The organism is Streptomyces sp. NPDC051555 (assembly GCF_044454405.1).
Lineage (GTDB): Bacteria > Actinomycetota > Actinomycetes > Streptomycetales > Streptomycetaceae > Streptomyces.
Map to the genome: position 1 here is coordinate 43188 of NZ_JBITDP010000036.1, position 15101 is coordinate 58288.

Here is a 15101-nt window from a genome sequence, read left to right on the forward strand (position 1 = left end):
AGGCCACGCACCGGTAACCCCATTTGCAGGCGGCCGAATCGCGCGCCGATCACCCCTCGGTAAGCTGACGGCATGACAGGACAAGTACGCACCGTCGACGGCCGCGTGGCCGGTCGGCGCGGCCAGGCGACGCGGCAGAAGCTGCTCGACTGCCTCAGCGAGATGCTCAGCTCCTCGCCGTACCGCGACGTCAAGGTGATCGACGTCGCCCGCAAGGCCGGCACCTCCCCCGCGACCTTCTACCAGTACTTCCCGGACGTCGAGGGTGCCGTCCTGGAGATCGCCGAACAAATGGCCAACGAGGGCGCTCAATTGACCGCGCTCGTCGAGGGCCGGGCCTGGGTCGGCAAGGCCGGCTGGGCCGCCGCGGAGGAACTCGTCGAGGGCTTCCTGGACTTCTGGCGGAGCAACGACGCGATCCTGCGGGTCGTCGACCTCGGCGCGGCCGAGGGCGACAAGCGCTTCTACAAGATCCGCATGAAGATCCTGAACTCGGTCACCAACTCCCTCACCGAATCGGTGAAGGAGCTCCAGGCGAAGGGCAAGGTCGACAAGGACGTCAGCCCTGCCGCGATGGCCGGTTCCCTGGTCGCGATGCTCGCCGCGGTGGCCTCGCACCAGAAGGGGTTCCAGACCTGGGGCGTGAAGCAGGCCGAGCTCAAGCCGAACCTGGCGCTGCTCGTCCACCTCGGCATCACCGGCAAGAAGCCCACCCGGTAACGGCGGACCCCCAGGGGTCCGCCGCCCCGGCGGTCACCGCTCCAACTCCCGTCCCTCCGGCCCGATCAGCGACGCTCCAGCCGGAACAGTCGGATCTCGCGCTCGATGCGCGCCTGGTACGCCGCGTACGGCGGCCAGAACGTCAACGCCGCCTGCCACGCCGCCACGCGCTCCTCGCCCTGGAGCAAACGGGCCCGTACGGAGATGTCCTGGCCCTTCCAGCTGACGTCGGCGTCCGGGTGCTTGATCAGGTTCCCCGTCCAGGCCGGATGGCCGGGGCGACCGAAGTTCGAGCCGATCAGGATCCAGCTCGCCCCGTCCTGTTCCGGCATGCACGCGAGCGGCGTGGTGCGCGGTTCGCCCGTCTTGGCGCCCTTCGCCGTGAGGATCACGCCGGGCAGCATCTGCGCGCTCAGGATCACCTTGCCGCGCGTCAGTCTGTGCACCGCCTTGTCCAGGGCGGGGATGACGTGCGGTGCGATCTTGGCGAAGAGGAGGGTCGAGGAGACCTTCTGCATGAGTTTGACGCCGGGAGCCATCAGACGGCCACCCTTTCTCTGCTCGGTGCCGGGCCCGGTGCCTGCCCCTGCGGGGCGAAGAGGCCGGCCCGGTCTGCGGCGTGCGCGCGCAGCCGGTGGACCGGCCCGAAGAGCAGCTCGTCGGCCGCCGCGCGCTTGAAGTAGAGGTGGGCGTCGTGCTCCCAGGTGAAGCCGATCCCGCCGTGCAACTGGATGGCCTCCCCCGCGGTCACGCGCAGCGCCTCCAGGGCCTGGGCGAGCGCGAGTGCGCCCTGTTCCGGGTCCCAGGCGGTGTAGTAGGCGGCCGACCGTGCGGCCTGGACCCGGACGTACAGGTCGGCCAGCCGGTGCTTGACCGCCTGGAACGATCCGACGGCCCGGCCGAACTGTTCGCGCTGGCGCACGTACTCCACGGTCCGCGCGAGCGCCTGCCCGGCCGCGCCGACCGCCTCGGCGGCCAGCACGGCGGCCGCGCCCCGCCCGGTGGAGGCCAGCGCGTGCGCGATGTCCGCGCCCCCACCATCGCCACGGCCTTCGCCACGGCCATCGCCACGACCATCGACATCGCCCAGCAATTCCGCCGGGGTGTCCCGCAGTTGGACGTGCGCCTGCGGCCGGGTCTCGTCGAGGGCCGCCTGCCGCGACCGTACGAGCCCGGGCGCGTCCGCCCGTACGAGGAACAGCAGTACGCGGCTGCGCGCGAAGCCCCCGGCATGGGCGGCGACCAGCAGCACGCCCGCGCTGTGCCCGTCCAGGACCTGGGCGGCCTCCCCGTACAGGCGCCATCCCTCCTCCCCCTCGGGGCGGCGGGCCTGCACCCCGCCGGCCCGGCCGCCGCCCGCCCACTCGCCGCCGGTGTTGTCGGCGGTGAGCCCCAGGGCCGTGGACAGCGCGGCGCCGGGTACGGCGAGGGCGGCGGTCAGCGTGCCCGCGGCGAAGCCCGGCAGCAGGGCGGAGCGCTGGGCGGGACTGCCCAGCGCGGTGACCAGCGGCGCGGCGAGCACGGCGGTGGCCAGCAGTGGCGAGGGGAGCAGGGCGCGCCCGGTCTCCTCGCAGGCCAGCACCAGGTCGGCGGGGGTGCAGCCGACGCCCCCGTGCTCCTCGGCGACGGCGATGCCCGGCAGCCCGAGCTGCTGGGCGAGCTGTTGCCACAGCTCCGGGTCGTATCCGGCGTCGGTGCGGACGGCGGCCTTGACCTCGTCCGGGCCGCAGCGTTTGCCCAGGATTTCGCGCAGGGTGCGGCGTATCTCTTCCTGCTCCGCGGTGAAGGCGGCGTCCATCGTCGGGCTCCTCCCCAGATCTGACGGGCCGTCATATTAGGCCGGAGGGGCGCAGATGCACAGAGGGGCGGCGACCGCATCACCCACTAGAAACTGACGTGCCGTCAGTTGTACCGTCAGCCCATGCCTGGACCCCTAGCTGTCTCCGCAGCCACCGCCGCGCCCCGCCGCCGGGTCGCGGTCGCGGGCGTCGCCCTCTCGGACTGCGGCCGGGTGGACGGCCCCACCCCCTACGCCCTGCACGCGCAGGCCGCGCGCCGCGCGCTCGCCGACTCCGGGCTGGAGCGCTCGGTCATCGACGGCTTCGCCTCGGCGGGCCTCGGCACCCTCGCACCGGTCGAGGTCGCCGAGTACCTGGGGCTGCGCCCGACCTGGGTGGACTCCACCTCGGTCGGCGGATCGACCTGGGAGGTGATGGCGGCCCACGCCGCCGACGCCATCGCGGCGGGCCACGCCAATGCCGTGCTCCTGGTCTACGGATCCACCGCGCGCGCCGACATCAGGGCCCGCCGGCGCACCTCCAACCTCTCCTTCGGCGCGCGCGGACCGCTGCAGTTCGAGGTGCCGTACGGACACACGCTCGTCGCCAAGTACGCGATGGCCGCCCGGCGGCACATGCACGAGTACGGGACCACCCTGGAGCAGCTGGCCTCGGTGGCCGTCCAGGCCCGGGCCAACGCCGCGACCAACCCGGACGCCATGTTCCGCGACCCCATCACCGTCGAGGAGGTCCTCTCCGGCGACATGATCGCGGACCCCTTCACGAAGCTGCACTGCTGCATCCGCTCGGACGGCGGCTGCGCCGTCCTGCTGGTGGCGGAGGACCTCGTGCCCGACACGGCGAAGGCGCCGGTGTGGGTGCTCGGCACCGGCACGGCCGTCTCGCACACCACGATGTCCGAGTGGGACGACTTCACCGTCTCCCCGGCGGCCGTCTCGGGCCGACTGGCCTTCGAGCGCGCGGGGGTGACCCCGGCGGACGTCGACGTCGCCGAACTCTACGACGCCTTCACCTACATGACCCTGGTCACGTTGGAGGACCTCGGCTTCTGCGCCAAGGGCGAGGGCGGCGCCTTCGTCGAGAAGGGCCGCCTGCTGCGGGACGGGGAACTCCCGGTCAACACCGACGGCGGCGGCCTCTCCGCCTGCCACCCCGGCATGCGCGGCCTCTTCCTCCTCGTCGAAGCGGTGCGCCAGCTGCGCGGCGAAGCGGGCGCGGGCCAGGTCCGCAAACCGGGCGACCGCCTCCCGGAAATCGCCCTCGCCTCGGGCACGGGCGGCTGGTTCTGCTCCTCGGGCACGGTGATCCTGGGGCGGTGAGGGCAGGGCGGTGGCCGGGCCCGGAACCCTGGCCGCGCCTCGGGGTCGCGGGCCCGGTGGCCCGGCTCCGCGCACCCGGCCCACCGCCCCGGGCCGGGCGGCCTCGCGGGCGGCCCCGCCGGGCGCGGCCCAGCCCGGCGGCCTTGGCCCGGCCGCCCGAGCCGAGCGCCCTGCCCGGCAACCCTGGCCCGGCGGCCCTGGCCCGGCGGCCCGTGCCGACGGCCGCTCCCCGGACCGGCGGTTGCGACCCCGATGGCGTTGGCGCACCGCCCCTGGTCGGTGGCCGGGCACTGCCTCCGGCGGGCCCTCGAACGCCGGGCGGGCTGAACTCGCCGAGGCCGGGCGCCGGGCCCCTCGTACCCCCGTCCCCGCCCGGGGGAACCGCCACCCCGGTGGTTCCATGACCACATGACGACAGCCGAAGAGTTCAGCGCGACCCTCCGCTCCCTCCGCGTCTGGGACACGGACGCGCTCCCGAGCTTCACCCCGGACACCGCCCCGGCCGAACCGCTGCCGCTCTTCCACGACTGGTTCACGCACGCCGCCGCGGCCGGGCAGATCGAGCCGCACACCATGACGCTGGCCACGGTCGACGCCGAGGGCCACCCCGACGCTCGGACGGTGATGCTGCACGACGCCGACGCCGCCGGCTGGCACTTCGCCTCCCACGCCACCAGCGCCAAGGGCCGCCAGCTTGCGGCCCGCCCCGAGGCCGCGCTCGGCTTCTACTGGCCCGCCGTCGCCCGCCAGGTCCGCATCCGCGGTCGGGTCGGCGCGGCCGGCGCCGCCGAGAGTCGCGCGGACCTCTCCGTACGCTCGCGCGGCGCGCTCGCCGCCGCGCTCACCGGGCGCCAGAGCGAGGTGCTCGGCTCCCTGGACGAGCTGGCGCGCGCCTCCGCCGCGGCGTGGGAGCGGGCCGCGGCCGAGCCGGACGCCCCGGCCCCGACCTGGACGAGGTACGTCCTGGACGCCGACGAGGTCGAGTTCTTCCAGGGCGACGCGCAGCGCCGGCACGTCCGGCTGCGCTACCGCCGCACGCCCGACGGCGCCGCCTGGACCCGCGAGCTGCTCTGGCCCTGACGCGGCGCGCCACGCGACCCGCCCGGCACCCACCCGGCACCCACCCGGCGCCCATCCGATACCCCACCCGGCGCCCCGTTCGACAAATGGACAGGCGTCCATTTATTCTGGACGCCTGTCCATAATCGAGATCACGATCGGGAGAGGACGTACCGGACCGTGCACACCACCGCGCAGGTACTCGTCGGGCTCGTCGCACTGCTGCACGCCTACATCCTGGTGCTGGAGATGTTCCTGTGGGAGCGGGCCCCGGGCCGCGGCCTGTCCGGCTTCGACGCCGCCATGGCCAAGGCCACCGCGCCCCTGGCCGCCAACCAGGGCCTGTACAACGGCTTCCTCGCCGCCGGCCTGGTCTGGGGCCTGATCGCCGCCGACCCCACCGGCTACCGCGCCCAGGTCTTCTTCCTCGGCTGCGTGGTCGTCGCCGGGGTGTACGGCGGCATCACCGCCAACCGCCGGATCCTGCTCGCCCAGGCGCTCCCGGGCGCCCTCGCCCTGGCCGCCGTCCTCGTCGCCGGGCAGAGCGCCTGATGGGGCCGCGGCCCGTCGGCGACCCGCGGACCGCCCGGACCCGGGAACGGCTGCACGCGGCGCTGCTCGCGGAGTGCGCCGAGCGGCCACTGCGGGAGATCTCGGTGGCGATGCTCGTCCGGCGGGCCGGGGTCGCCCGGGCCACGTTCTACCTGCACTACACCGACGCGCAGGACCTCGCCGTGGACGCGTGCGCCGAGACGGTACGGGAGGCGGTCGAGGCCCTGCACTCCTGGCGCGGGATCCCCGACCCGGCGGCCCCCCCGCCCGCGTTGACCGCCTTCTTCGAAGGTGTGGCCACCCCCGCCCGCGCGGACCTCTACCGCACCCTGCTGCACCCGGGCGGCGGCGGCCCGCTGGGCGACACCCTGCACCGGGAGCTGCGCGCGCGCAGCCTGGCCGAGCGCACCGCGGCGGGCGGCGCCGCCCCGGAGCTGATCGCCTCGGCCGTCGCGGCCACCTTCACCGGGGTCCTGGCCGACTGGGTCCACGGCCTCCTGACCGGTCCCCCGCACACCCTGGCGACCGACGCGTGGCGGCTCCTGATCGTCCTCCACCGCCACGGCGCCCCGCCCCCGGCCCCGGCGGCCCCCGCCGCCCCCTAAACCGTCGGCCGGAACACCGCCACGGAGACCACGGCCCCGCCCTCCCCCTCCCCCTCGACCCGGAAGGCGACCTCCAGCGGCATCCCGATGCGCAGGGCGTCCGGCGCGCAGTCGACCACCTCGGTCATCATCCGGGGCCCCTCCGCGAGGTCGACCACGGCCGCCACGTACGGGACCCGGGCGCCGAAGGGCGGCAGGTCGTTCCGGTACACCACCGACCAGGTGTAGAGGGTCGCCCGGCCGCTCGCGCCCTCCCAGGACACCCGCTCCTCGCCCGCCCAGCAGTGTGGGCAGAACTCGCGCGGGTAGTGGTGGACCCGGTCGCAGTCGGCGCAGCGGCGCAACAGCAGCCGACCCTCGGCCGCCGCGTCCCAGTAGGGGCGGGTGAAGTCGTCGATCTCGGGCAGGTCGAATCGGGCGGCGCCCGCGGCCCGCGCCCCGCTCACAGGAAGAGTCCGATCGCCGCGTCGAGGGACCAGACCTGCCAGCTCATCGTCACCAGCGCGACGAAGGAGATGAGCGCCATCATGGCGTTCTGCCCCTGCTCGGCCCAGTCGTGGATCATCAGCACCAGGTACAGCAGGTTCAGCAGCAGGCCCGCGACCAGCGCGACGGGCGTGAGGAATCCCGCCACCAGGCCGAGCCCCAGGGCGAGTTCGGCGTAGACGACGACGTACGCCATCACCTTCGGCCGCGGCTTGACCACCGCGTCGAAGCCGCCGCGGACGAAGCCCCAGCGGTGCTTGCCCGCGACGTCCGCCGCCCAGGCGATGCCCGTGCCGCGCTCGAACCAGCCCTTCTTGTCCTTGTGCCGCCAGCTCTCCAGCCACCACAGGCCGAGGCCGATCCGGAGCACGGCGAGCCATTCGGCCCCACTGAGCCAGACGCTCTGCATGCGACAGTCCCTCCACCCTCGACAACCCTCGACAACCAGCCCTATCTGACGGGACGTCAGTTCACCGGATGAGTCGCCGTCCCGCAAGGCCCCGCACACCAGGAGGACGCTCCGGGGCCCACCCGCGAGGCGCGCCGGGCCCCCAGGGCGCGTCCGCCCGTGACCGATCCGCAACCGATTCCCTCCTCGTCCGAGACCCACGGGCCCCACCCGGCGATACGCTCACACCTCATGCCTGGAGCGCCCGCACAGCCCGACATGACGACCCAGCCCCGCCCCGTGTACGTGATCGGCGCCGGGCCGGGCGGCCTCGCCGTAGCCGCCGCGCTGCGCGCCCGGGGCGTCCGGGCCGTGGTGATCGAGAAGTCGGACCGGGTCGCCACCTCCTGGCGGGGCCACTACGACCGGCTCCACCTGCACACCACGCGCCGCCTCTCCGGCCTCCCGGGGCTGCGCATACCGCGCCGCTTCGGGCGCTGGGTCTCGCGCGACGACGTGGTGCGCTACCTGGAGAAGTACGCCGAGCACCACGAGCTGGAGATCATCACCGGCGTCGAGGTCACCCGCATCGACCGCGCCACCGACCCCACCCCCGAAGGCGCGGAGGCCGGCGGCTGGACCCTGCACGCCACCGGTGGCCGGGAGTTGGCCGCCGCCGCCGTGGTCGTCGCCACCGGCTTCAACCACACCCCCGCACTGCCCGACTGGCCGGGCGCGGGCACGTACACCGGGCGGCTGCTGCACGCGAGCGAGTACCGCGACGCCGCCCCCTTCGCGGGCCTCGACGTCCTCGTCGTCGGGGTCGGCAACACGGGCGCCGAGATCGCCGTGGACCTCACCGAAGGCGGCGGTGACCAGCGTCGGCGCCGCCGCAAGGACGCCGAGGACACCACCGCCCGACGGGCCGCGAGCGTCCGCCTCGCCGTGCGCACCGCCCCCCACATCGTGCGTCGCTCCACCGCCGGCTGGCCCGCCCAGCGCACCGGCATCCTGGTCCGCCGCCTGCCGGTCCGGCTCGTGGACCGGCTCGGCGCCCTCGTCGCGAAGGCGTCCGTGCCGGACCTGTCGGCGTACGGGCTCCCGCGCCCGACCACCGGCCTCTACAGCCGGGTCCGCGAGGGCGCGATCCCCGTCCAGGACGTCGGCCTGATCGACGCGGTCCGCGCGCGCACCGTCGTACCGGTCGCCGCGGTCGAGTCCGTCGACGGCGCCGAGGTGGTCCTGGCGGACGGCTCCCGGATCGCTCCGGACGTGGTGATCGCGGCCACCGGCTACCGCCGCGCCCTGGAGGGACTGGTCGGGCACCTCGACGTGCTCGACGGGCGCGGCCGTCCGCTCGCGCGGGCCGGGCGCAGCCCCGTTTCGGCCCCGGGGCTGTATTTCACCGGTTTCACCAACCCGATCAGTGGAATGCTGCGGGAGCTGGCCCTGGACGCCGAAAAGATAGCCAAAGCCCTCCCGCGCCGCCTCTCCTAGCCGCACTCCCCGCCATCTTCACCAAACCCACGCACCAGCTTTCCTGCGCAGCCCTGTTCCTGACGGCCCGTCAGTTCAGTAACCTGACCATGCGTCAGTTACGTGACGGCAGCCACCGAGGCAGTCATCGAGCGGGAAGCGGGCGGAACGATGCTTGGATCTACTCACGGCACCCTCACCACTCACTTCCGCGCCAGGGTCGAGGCATGCGGCGAGACCCCCCGGACCGCCGTCCACTCCACGACGGCCCCCGCCGCGGACGGCGCGGACCCGGCCGCCGCCGTCGACGTCAGCGGCCGACCGCTGCACGCCGACGTGCCGGACCTGGACCGGTTCTTCCGCCCCGAGTCCGTCGCCGTCATCGGCGCCTCCGACGCCGAAGGACGCCCCAACACCGGCATCACCCGCCAGCTCATCGCCTGGGCGGACCGCGTCGGCGCCCGCCTGCACCCCGTGCACCCCACCCGCACCACGGTCTTCGGCCTGGCCTGCCACGCCTCCGTCGCCGACCTGCCCGAGCAGGTGGACCTGGCGGTGCTGCTGGTCGCCGACCCGCTCCCCGTCATCGAGGAACTCGCCGAATCCAAGGTCAAGTTCGCGGTCGCCTTCGCCTCCGGCTTCGCCGAGACCGGCGACGCGGGCGCGGCCGCCCAGGCCCGGCTCGCCACCGCCGTACAGCGCTCCGGACTGCGCCTGCTCGGCCCGAACACCAACCTCAACGCCTTCGAGGAGTTCCGCGACGACCTCGACGGCCCGGCGATCGCGCTGATCACCCAGTCCGGCCACCAGGGCCGCCCCGTCTACACCCTCCAGGAGCTGGGCATCCGCCTCTCCCACTGGGCGCCGACGGGCAACGAGGCCGACCTGGAGACCTCCGACTTCATCTCCTACTTCGCCGAGCAGCCCGAGGTCGGGGCGATCGCCTGTTACGTCGAGGGGCTCAAGGACGGCCGGTCCTTCCTGCTCGCCGCCGACCGGGCCGCCCGGGCCGGCGTACCGGTCGTCGCCGTCAAGGTGGGCCGCACCGAGACGGGCGCGCGCATGGCCGCCTCGCACACCGGAAAGCTCACCGGAGCGGACCGGGTCGTGGACGCGGCCATGCGCCAGTTCGGCGTGATCCGGGTCGACGGCCTCGACGAACTCCAGGACACCGCCGCCCTGTTGGCCCGCGCGCGCAAGCCGCTCGCCGACGGCGTCGTCGTCTACTCCATCTCCGGCGGTACCGGCGCCCACTTCTCCGACCTCGCCACCGAGGCGGGGCTGAGCCTGCCCACCCTCGGCCGGGCCAAGCAGGACGAACTCCACCAGTGGATCCCGGAGTACCTGAACGTCGCCAACCCCGTCGACAACGGCGGCCACCCCGTCGGCGACTGGCGGGGGCGGAAGATCATCGACGCGATCCTCGCCGACCCGGCCGTGGGCGTCCTCATCTGCCCCATCACCGGACCGTTCCCCCCGATGAGCGACAAGCTGGCACAGGACCTGGTCGACGCCGCCGAGGAGAGCGACAAGCTCATCTGCGTCATCTGGGGCTCCCCCGTCGGCACCGAGGACGCCTACCGCACCACCCTCCTCGGTTCCTCCCGCGTGGCCACCTTCCGCACCTTCGGCAACTGCATCACCGCCGTACGGGCCTACCTCGGCCACCACCGCTTCACCGGCACCTACCGCTCCCCCTTCGACGACGCCCCCCGCACCCCCTCCCCCTCCTACCGCAAGGCCCAGGCCCTCATGCGGCCCGGCCAGCAGCTGAGCGAGCACGCCGCGAAGCAGCTACTGCGCGCCTACGGCATCCGGGTCCCGCGCGAACAACTGGTCACCAGCGCCGCGGCCGCCGTTCGCGCGGCCGGGCTCGTCGGCTACCCGGTGGTGATGAAGGCCTCGGGCCCGCAGCTCGCCCACAAGACCGAACTCGGCCTGGTCAAGGTCGGCCTGACCTCCGCCAGCCAGATACGCGACGCCTACCGCGAACTCACCGACATCGCCCGCTTCGAGAACATCCCCCTCGACGGCGTCCTCGTCTGCCAGATGGTGGAGAAGGGCGTCGAGATGGTCGTCGGCGTCACCCAGGACGACCTCTTCGGCCCCACCGTCACCGTCGGCCTGGGCGGGGTACTCGTCGAGATCCTCAACGACACCACCGTCCGCGTCCCGCCCTTCGGCGAGGACCAGGCCCGCGCCATGCTGGGCGAACTCCGCGGCCGCGCCCTGTTGGAGGGCGTCCGCGGAGCACCGCCCGCCGACGTCGAGGCGCTGGTGGAGGTCATCCTTCGGGTCCAGCGGATGGCCCTGGAACTGGGCGGCGAACTCGCCGAACTCGACATCAACCCCCTCATGGTCCTCCCGCGCGGCCAGGGCGCGGTGGCCCTCGACGCACTCGCCATCTGCCGCTAAGCCGGGAAGGCCCACGCCTCCCGCCGACGCCTTGGAGCGACGCACCCCATGAACGAGGTCCTGCACCGCACCGAGAACGGCGTCTCCTGGATCACGCTGAACCGCCCCGACGCCATGAACGCCCTCACCTGGGACCAGCGCGAGCACATCATGACCCTGCTCGCCGAGGCCTCCGCCGACCCGGCCGTGCGCGCGGTGGTCATCACCGCCACCGGCAAGGGCTTCTGCGCGGGCGCCGACCTGCGCGGCTCCCCCGCCCCGGCCGGCGAACGGGTCGCGGGCGACGTGGCCCGCATGATCCGGGTCGGTGCGCAGCGGTTCATCACTTCCGTCATGGACTGCGAGAAGCCGGTCATCGCCGCGGTCAACGGCACCGCGGCCGGCATCGGCGCCCACCTGGCCTTCGCCTGCGACCTCGTGCTGGCCGCCGACTCGGCCCGCTTCATCGAGGTCTTCGTGCGCCGCGGCCTGGTCCCGGACGGCGGCGGCGCCTACCTGCTCCCCCGACTCGTCGGCCCGCAGAAGGCGAAGGAGCTGATGTTCTTCGGCGACGCCCTGCCCGCCGCCGACGCGGAACGCCTCGGCCTCGTCAACCGGGTCGTCCCGGCCGACGCCCTGGCCGGCACCGCCCGGGAGTGGGCGGAACGCCTGGCCCAGGGCCCGACCCGCGCCCTGGCCCTGACCAAGCAACTGGTCAACGCCTCCCTGGACGGCGACCGCGCCGCCGCACTGGCGGCCGAAGCCACCGCCCAGGAGATCAACATGACCACGGCGGACGCGAACGAGGGCGTGGCGAGCTTCATCGAACGCCGCACCCCGAAGTACCGCGGCGTCTGACCCCACGCCGCCCAGCCGACCACCGGCGACCAGCCAGGCGCAGCGCTGCCGGACGAGCTCACCACTCCCGCGCGGAGTCAGCCCTGCCGGAGGGCGGTGCTCCCAGGCGGGCCAGTCCTGCCGGAGGGCGGTGCCTCCAGGCGGGCTGGTCAGCCCTGCCGGGGGTTGGGCTTGAGCAGGGCGAAGACCGCCCCGCTCGGGTCCGCCAGCCAGGCGATCCGGCCGACGTCCGGCACGTCGGCGCCCGGCATCAGCACCGAGCCACCGCTGGTCCTCGCGGTGTCCACCACGGCGTCGACGTCCGCGACGGCGAAGTACGGCACCCAGCGCGCGTTCGTCTCCCCCTCCATCAGCGGCGCCACCCCGCCGAAGGACCCGTCCTGCTGGTCACCGTCGGCGATGCTCACCACCCGGTAGGTCATCCCGGGCACGTCCATCTCCTGCGAGCGCCAGCCGAAGAGGTCGCGGTAGAACGTGACGGCCGCGACCGGATCGGCCACATGCAGCTCCACCCAACAGACGGTGTTGTCGACCGAGGTCAGGCCCAGACCCGCCGTCTTGCCCGGCTTCCAGATGGCGAAGTCGGCGCCCTGCTGGTCGGTGTACTGCGCGAGCCACCCCTCGCCCATGACGTCCATCGGCTCGACGCGCACCGTGCCGCCGCCGTCCCGCACGCCCTGGGTGGTCGCGTCCGCGTCTCCCGTCTGGAAGTACACGGTCCAGGCGGAGGTCGCGCCCGGGTCCAGCGAACCGACGGCCGCCACGGTCTTCCCGTCCACCTGGAAGAAGCCATAGCCGCCCGTCTCCGGCCCGAGCAGATGGAACTCCCAACCGAACACCGCCCGGTAGAAGGCCGCGGCCCGCGGGATGTCCGGGCTGCCGAGGTCGATCCAGTTGGGCGATCCGGTGCGGTAGTCGGTACCGAGCATGGGTTCCTCCTGCGGTCGGGTGGGTGCGGTACGGCGGGGGTGCGAGTGCGGGTGCGGGCACGACCGCGGGTGCGATCCGGCTGCGATGAGCCTCACCCGCGAGGGTTCCGCGTACGTACGACTACACGCCCGAGTACCCCCGCCACGCCGCCTACCCCTGCCCCACCTGCCCTCATTCACCCGCCCGGAGGTACCCCGGGGCGGCCGTCAGCCGACGCGGACGGGCAGGACCCGCCAGTGGGGCTCCAGGGGTATGAGGTGGCCGGTCGTCGAGCGGAGATCCTCATCCAGGCCCGCACGAGCGAGCAAGGCCGGCAGGTGCGCGGCGGCGTACCGCTCATGCGCCTCCGGTCCGGACCACAGGGTCGTGACCAGGTAGCGCTGCTCGGCGAGTCGTGTGACGACTCCCGCGAGCATGCCGCCGGCCGCCGCCATGCCGGGCGCCCACACCTCCCGCTGCACCGCCATGAAGTGCTCCTCGCGGCCGGGGAGCACGCGGCAGTCGGCGGCCCTCAGCAGCGTCGCCCCGTCGAGCGCCCGCGCCAGATCCGCCGCATCCCCCGCCATCTCCAGGACGGTCGCACCGCCGGCCGTCTCGATGGAGGTGTAGCCGTCCCCCTGCCCGCTCCCCGCGAACACCTCGTCGTGACGGTCGTCCATGAACCGTCCGTACGCCTCCGCGTCCCTCCACAGGCCCAGGACATGGGCACGGCCCGTGGCCGCGTCCCAACCAGCCACCTGTCCGACCAGCCCCGGCTGGTCACTGATCACCGACCAAGCGCCCTGCCCCGCGGAGAAAAACTCCCGCGCGCCCGCCGACACACCGCATTCGATCCACTTGCCCCACATGCTGCCCAGCCCCTCCCCCACCCGCTCCAACGCCCGCTCCGACTCCCGCTCCGACATCAACGATCATCGCCCTGAGGCCCGGGGTAGCGTCAATCACCCTTGAGTAGCAAGCCCAACCCCCTACGCGAGAACTACTAGGGAACTACCAGGTCTCGATCACGCGGTCGGACCGCTACGCGCTCCTCCGCGAGAGGTCTGTTCAGTCGGAGCGCTCCTTCGCCCGCCCGACCCTGCGCCAGACCACCGTCATCCCGAGCACCAGGATGCCCAGCGCCACGACCACGATGACGACCTTGAGCGCACGGTCCAGCAAAAGGTGCTGGAGGAGGTCCGACGACTCCGCTGCGAGGGTGGTCATCACCGGCCGCCCTCCCGCCGCGACCGGGCGGCCCCGTTCTCCCGGCCTTCGCGCCGGCGGGCAGCGGCGCGCAGCCCGACCCGCACCACGGGGGCCGCGTACCGGCGCACCTCGTCGAGCCTGCCCCTGCGCTTGAGCGTCAGGGCGATGGCGAAGACCAGCAGCGCCAGCACCACGAGACCGCCCGCCACCAGGCCGAACCTGATGAGCATGAGATTGAGGTACGTCTCCACGATTGCGCCTCCACCCGCTTTGTATCACGCCTGTGATAAATCAGTTGTATCACAGGCGTGATAGAAAGGCTCCGTGCCCAAGCATGTAGATCCGGTCGCTCGCCGTCGCCACGTCGTCGACGCCCTGTTCCAAGTCGTCGTCCGCGAAGGCCTGCACCGCACCTCGCTCCGAGCCGTCGCCGACGAGGCCCAGCTCAACATCGGCTCCCTGCGCCACTACTTCGCCAGCCAGCAGGACCTGATGCGGTTCGCGATGCAGTCGATGCTCGACCGGGTCGGCAGTCGGCTGCTCGAACACGTCGAGCGGATCGGAGACCTGGACAGCCGCACCCGCCCCGAGCAGCTCCAGCTCGCGGCCGGGCTCCTGGCCGAGCTCCTGCCGCTGGACGAGCACCGCCGTGCCGAAGTCAGCGTCTTCCTGGACTTCAACACCGCCGCCCGCACCAACCCCGCCTTCGCCGACCTGTCGCGCCAGGCCGCCGAAGGCACGAGGAGGCTGATGCGCCGCGTGCTCACCCGGCTCGACGCGACAGGCACCCTGCGCCCCGGCCTCGACCTCGACCTGGAGGCCGAGCGACTGACGGCGCTCCTGGACGGACTCAGCCTCAGCGCCGTCCTGCACCCCGAGCTCCTGCCTCCACAGGCATGCCTCGACGTGCTGCTCACCCACCTGCACGACCTGTCACAGCCCACGGTCACTCCGCACTCAGCGCACTGACCGCAACGCCCACCGCATCAGGCCGCCTGAGCCGCGGGACACTCGACGAGGCGTCCGCACAACGCGGTCTCCACCTGACCCGGCCCCTGCCCTGCGGGGCGAACTTCCACCCCTCCCGCGCCATCCACCAGCCCAAATCAGCCCGCAGACGCTTCTCTCGGAGAAGCACGTAGCGATCTGACCGCGCTCTTGGCGCTTGTGGTCGTTGTCTGTTCGCCCGGAGGGCGCGGGAGAGGCCGCACTCAGAGCCTCCGGCTCATCGACCGGAACCCCGATCGGTGGTCCAGGTCCCCCATGCCTTCCCCCGGGGGCCGCCCGACAGTTCTTGGCTTTCCGTGACGGGGTGGCCTGTCAAGGG

The 15101-nt window shown here is 73.3% G+C and carries 17 protein-coding genes; 9 read left to right on the top strand and 8 right to left on the bottom strand.

The features are described 5' to 3' along the window. Positions 1-72: 72 nt before the first annotated feature. Positions 73-720: a TetR family transcriptional regulator gene (locus ACIBEA_RS40135; RefSeq protein WP_399268649.1), complete on the top strand. Its 648-nt coding sequence runs from the start codon at positions 73-75 to the stop codon at positions 718-720. Positions 721-785: 65 nt separating this feature from the next. Here the strand turns inward: ACIBEA_RS40135 and ACIBEA_RS40140 are convergent, their stop codons facing one another. Both ACIBEA_RS40140 and ACIBEA_RS40145 read right to left on the bottom strand, forming a co-directional pair. Next, complete coding sequence (locus ACIBEA_RS40140) at positions 786-1259, bottom strand: nitroreductase family deazaflavin-dependent oxidoreductase (protein ID WP_399268651.1); 474 nt, start codon at positions 1257-1259, stop codon at positions 786-788. Then, positions 1259-2518, bottom strand: coding sequence for an acyl-CoA dehydrogenase family protein (locus ACIBEA_RS40145; RefSeq protein WP_399268653.1), 1260 nt, complete (start codon positions 2516-2518; stop codon positions 1259-1261). The genes ACIBEA_RS40140 and ACIBEA_RS40145 overlap by 1 nt, the downstream gene beginning before the upstream one ends. Positions 2519-2641: 123 nt before the next feature. Here ACIBEA_RS40145 and ACIBEA_RS40150 point away from each other — a divergent pair, with 123 nt between their 5' ends. The 4 genes from ACIBEA_RS40150 (at position 2642) to ACIBEA_RS40165 (ending at position 6054) form a co-directional block, all read left to right on the top strand. Next, positions 2642-3838, top strand: coding sequence for a thiolase C-terminal domain-containing protein (locus tag ACIBEA_RS40150; protein ID WP_399268655.1), 1197 nt, complete (start codon positions 2642-2644; stop codon positions 3836-3838). A gap of 408 nt (positions 3839-4246) precedes the next feature. After that, entirely contained in the window at positions 4247-4918 is a 672-nt protein-coding gene (locus ACIBEA_RS40155) for a pyridoxal 5'-phosphate synthase (RefSeq protein WP_399268657.1), read from the top strand. Positions 4919-5077: 159 nt separating this feature from the next. Further along, positions 5078-5449: a DUF1304 domain-containing protein gene (locus tag ACIBEA_RS40160; RefSeq protein WP_399268659.1), complete on the top strand. Its 372-nt coding sequence runs from the start codon at positions 5078-5080 to the stop codon at positions 5447-5449. Continuing rightward, positions 5449-6054: a TetR/AcrR family transcriptional regulator gene (locus tag ACIBEA_RS40165; RefSeq protein WP_399268661.1), complete on the top strand. Its 606-nt coding sequence runs from the start codon at positions 5449-5451 to the stop codon at positions 6052-6054. Before ACIBEA_RS40160 ends, ACIBEA_RS40165 begins: the two co-directional genes overlap by 1 nt. Here ACIBEA_RS40165 and ACIBEA_RS40170 read toward each other — a convergent pair. Beyond that, positions 6051-6500, bottom strand: coding sequence for a Zn-ribbon domain-containing OB-fold protein (locus tag ACIBEA_RS40170; protein ID WP_399268664.1), 450 nt, complete (start codon positions 6498-6500; stop codon positions 6051-6053). The two genes, ACIBEA_RS40165 and ACIBEA_RS40170, sit on opposite strands and share 4 nt — an antisense overlap. Then, a complete protein-coding gene (locus tag ACIBEA_RS40175; protein WP_354381778.1) occupies positions 6497-6949 on the bottom strand; it encodes a DoxX family protein in 453 nt (150 codons plus the stop codon). Before ACIBEA_RS40175 ends, ACIBEA_RS40170 begins: the two co-directional genes overlap by 4 nt. A 231-nt stretch (positions 6950-7180) precedes the next feature. Here ACIBEA_RS40175 and ACIBEA_RS40180 point away from each other — a divergent pair, with 231 nt between their 5' ends. From ACIBEA_RS40180 to ACIBEA_RS40190, 3 genes are all read left to right on the top strand, one after another. Further along, positions 7181-8425 (top strand): flavin-containing monooxygenase, encoded by a 1245-nt coding sequence (locus ACIBEA_RS40180; protein ID WP_399268666.1) that lies wholly within the window; start codon positions 7181-7183, stop codon positions 8423-8425. Positions 8426-8575: 150 nt separating this feature from the next. Next, complete coding sequence (locus tag ACIBEA_RS40185) at positions 8576-10819, top strand: acetate--CoA ligase family protein (RefSeq protein WP_399268692.1); 2244 nt, start codon at positions 8576-8578, stop codon at positions 10817-10819. A gap of 48 nt (positions 10820-10867) precedes the next feature. Continuing rightward, complete coding sequence (locus tag ACIBEA_RS40190; protein WP_399268668.1) at positions 10868-11656, top strand: enoyl-CoA hydratase/isomerase family protein; 789 nt, start codon at positions 10868-10870, stop codon at positions 11654-11656. Between the two features lie 149 nt (positions 11657-11805). Here ACIBEA_RS40190 and ACIBEA_RS40195 read toward each other — a convergent pair whose 3' ends face one another. The 4 genes from ACIBEA_RS40195 to ACIBEA_RS40210 form a co-directional block, all read right to left on the bottom strand. Then, positions 11806-12585, bottom strand: coding sequence for a VOC family protein (locus tag ACIBEA_RS40195; protein WP_399268670.1), 780 nt, complete (start codon positions 12583-12585; stop codon positions 11806-11808). Positions 12586-12792: 207 nt separating this feature from the next. Further along, entirely contained in the window at positions 12793-13491 is a 699-nt protein-coding gene (locus ACIBEA_RS40200) for a DUF4937 domain-containing protein (RefSeq protein ID WP_399268672.1), read from the bottom strand. Between the two features lie 142 nt (positions 13492-13633). Then, the gene (locus ACIBEA_RS40205; protein ID WP_399268675.1) at positions 13634-13792 is read right to left on the bottom strand and encodes a hypothetical protein; all 159 of its coding nucleotides are present in this window, start codon (positions 13790-13792) and stop codon (positions 13634-13636) included. After that, positions 13792-14025, bottom strand: coding sequence for a hypothetical protein (locus ACIBEA_RS40210; RefSeq protein WP_399268677.1), 234 nt, complete (start codon positions 14023-14025; stop codon positions 13792-13794). Before ACIBEA_RS40210 ends, ACIBEA_RS40205 begins: the two co-directional genes overlap by 1 nt. Positions 14026-14098: 73 nt before the next feature. Here ACIBEA_RS40210 and ACIBEA_RS40215 point away from each other — a divergent pair, with 73 nt between their 5' ends. Then, positions 14099-14743 (top strand): TetR/AcrR family transcriptional regulator, encoded by a 645-nt coding sequence (locus ACIBEA_RS40215; RefSeq protein ID WP_399268680.1) that lies wholly within the window; start codon positions 14099-14101, stop codon positions 14741-14743. Positions 14744-15101 lie beyond the last annotated feature (358 nt).

Bases quoted from the DNA above. Each gene is read 5' to 3' on its own strand.
- ACIBEA_RS40200 (WP_399268672.1), bottom strand. From the start codon at position 13,491: ATGTCGGAGCGGGAGTCGGAGCGGGCGTTGGAGCGGGTGGGGGAGGGG.
- ACIBEA_RS40140 (WP_399268651.1), bottom strand. From the start codon at position 1,259: ATGGCTCCCGGCGTCAAACTCATGCAGAAGGTCTCCTCGACCCTCCTC.
- ACIBEA_RS40165 (WP_399268661.1), top strand. From the start codon at position 5,449: ATGGGGCCGCGGCCCGTCGGCGACCCGCGGACCGCCCGGACCCGGGAA.
- ACIBEA_RS40205 (WP_399268675.1), bottom strand. From the start codon at position 13,792: ATGACCACCCTCGCAGCGGAGTCGTCGGACCTCCTCCAGCACCTTTTG.
- ACIBEA_RS40190 (WP_399268668.1), top strand. From the start codon at position 10,868: ATGAACGAGGTCCTGCACCGCACCGAGAACGGCGTCTCCTGGATCACG.
- ACIBEA_RS40180 (WP_399268666.1), top strand. From the start codon at position 7,181: ATGCCTGGAGCGCCCGCACAGCCCGACATGACGACCCAGCCCCGCCCC.
- ACIBEA_RS40155 (WP_399268657.1), top strand. From the start codon at position 4,247: ATGACGACAGCCGAAGAGTTCAGCGCGACCCTCCGCTCCCTCCGCGTC.
- ACIBEA_RS40150 (WP_399268655.1), top strand. From the start codon at position 2,642: ATGCCTGGACCCCTAGCTGTCTCCGCAGCCACCGCCGCGCCCCGCCGC.
- ACIBEA_RS40185 (WP_399268692.1), top strand. From the start codon at position 8,576: ATGCTTGGATCTACTCACGGCACCCTCACCACTCACTTCCGCGCCAGG.
- ACIBEA_RS40195 (WP_399268670.1), bottom strand. From the start codon at position 12,585: ATGCTCGGTACCGACTACCGCACCGGATCGCCCAACTGGATCGACCTC.
- ACIBEA_RS40175 (WP_354381778.1), bottom strand. From the start codon at position 6,949: ATGCAGAGCGTCTGGCTCAGTGGGGCCGAATGGCTCGCCGTGCTCCGG.
- ACIBEA_RS40135 (WP_399268649.1), top strand. From the start codon at position 73: ATGACAGGACAAGTACGCACCGTCGACGGCCGCGTGGCCGGTCGGCGC.
- ACIBEA_RS40145 (WP_399268653.1), bottom strand. From the start codon at position 2,518: ATGGACGCCGCCTTCACCGCGGAGCAGGAAGAGATACGCCGCACCCTG.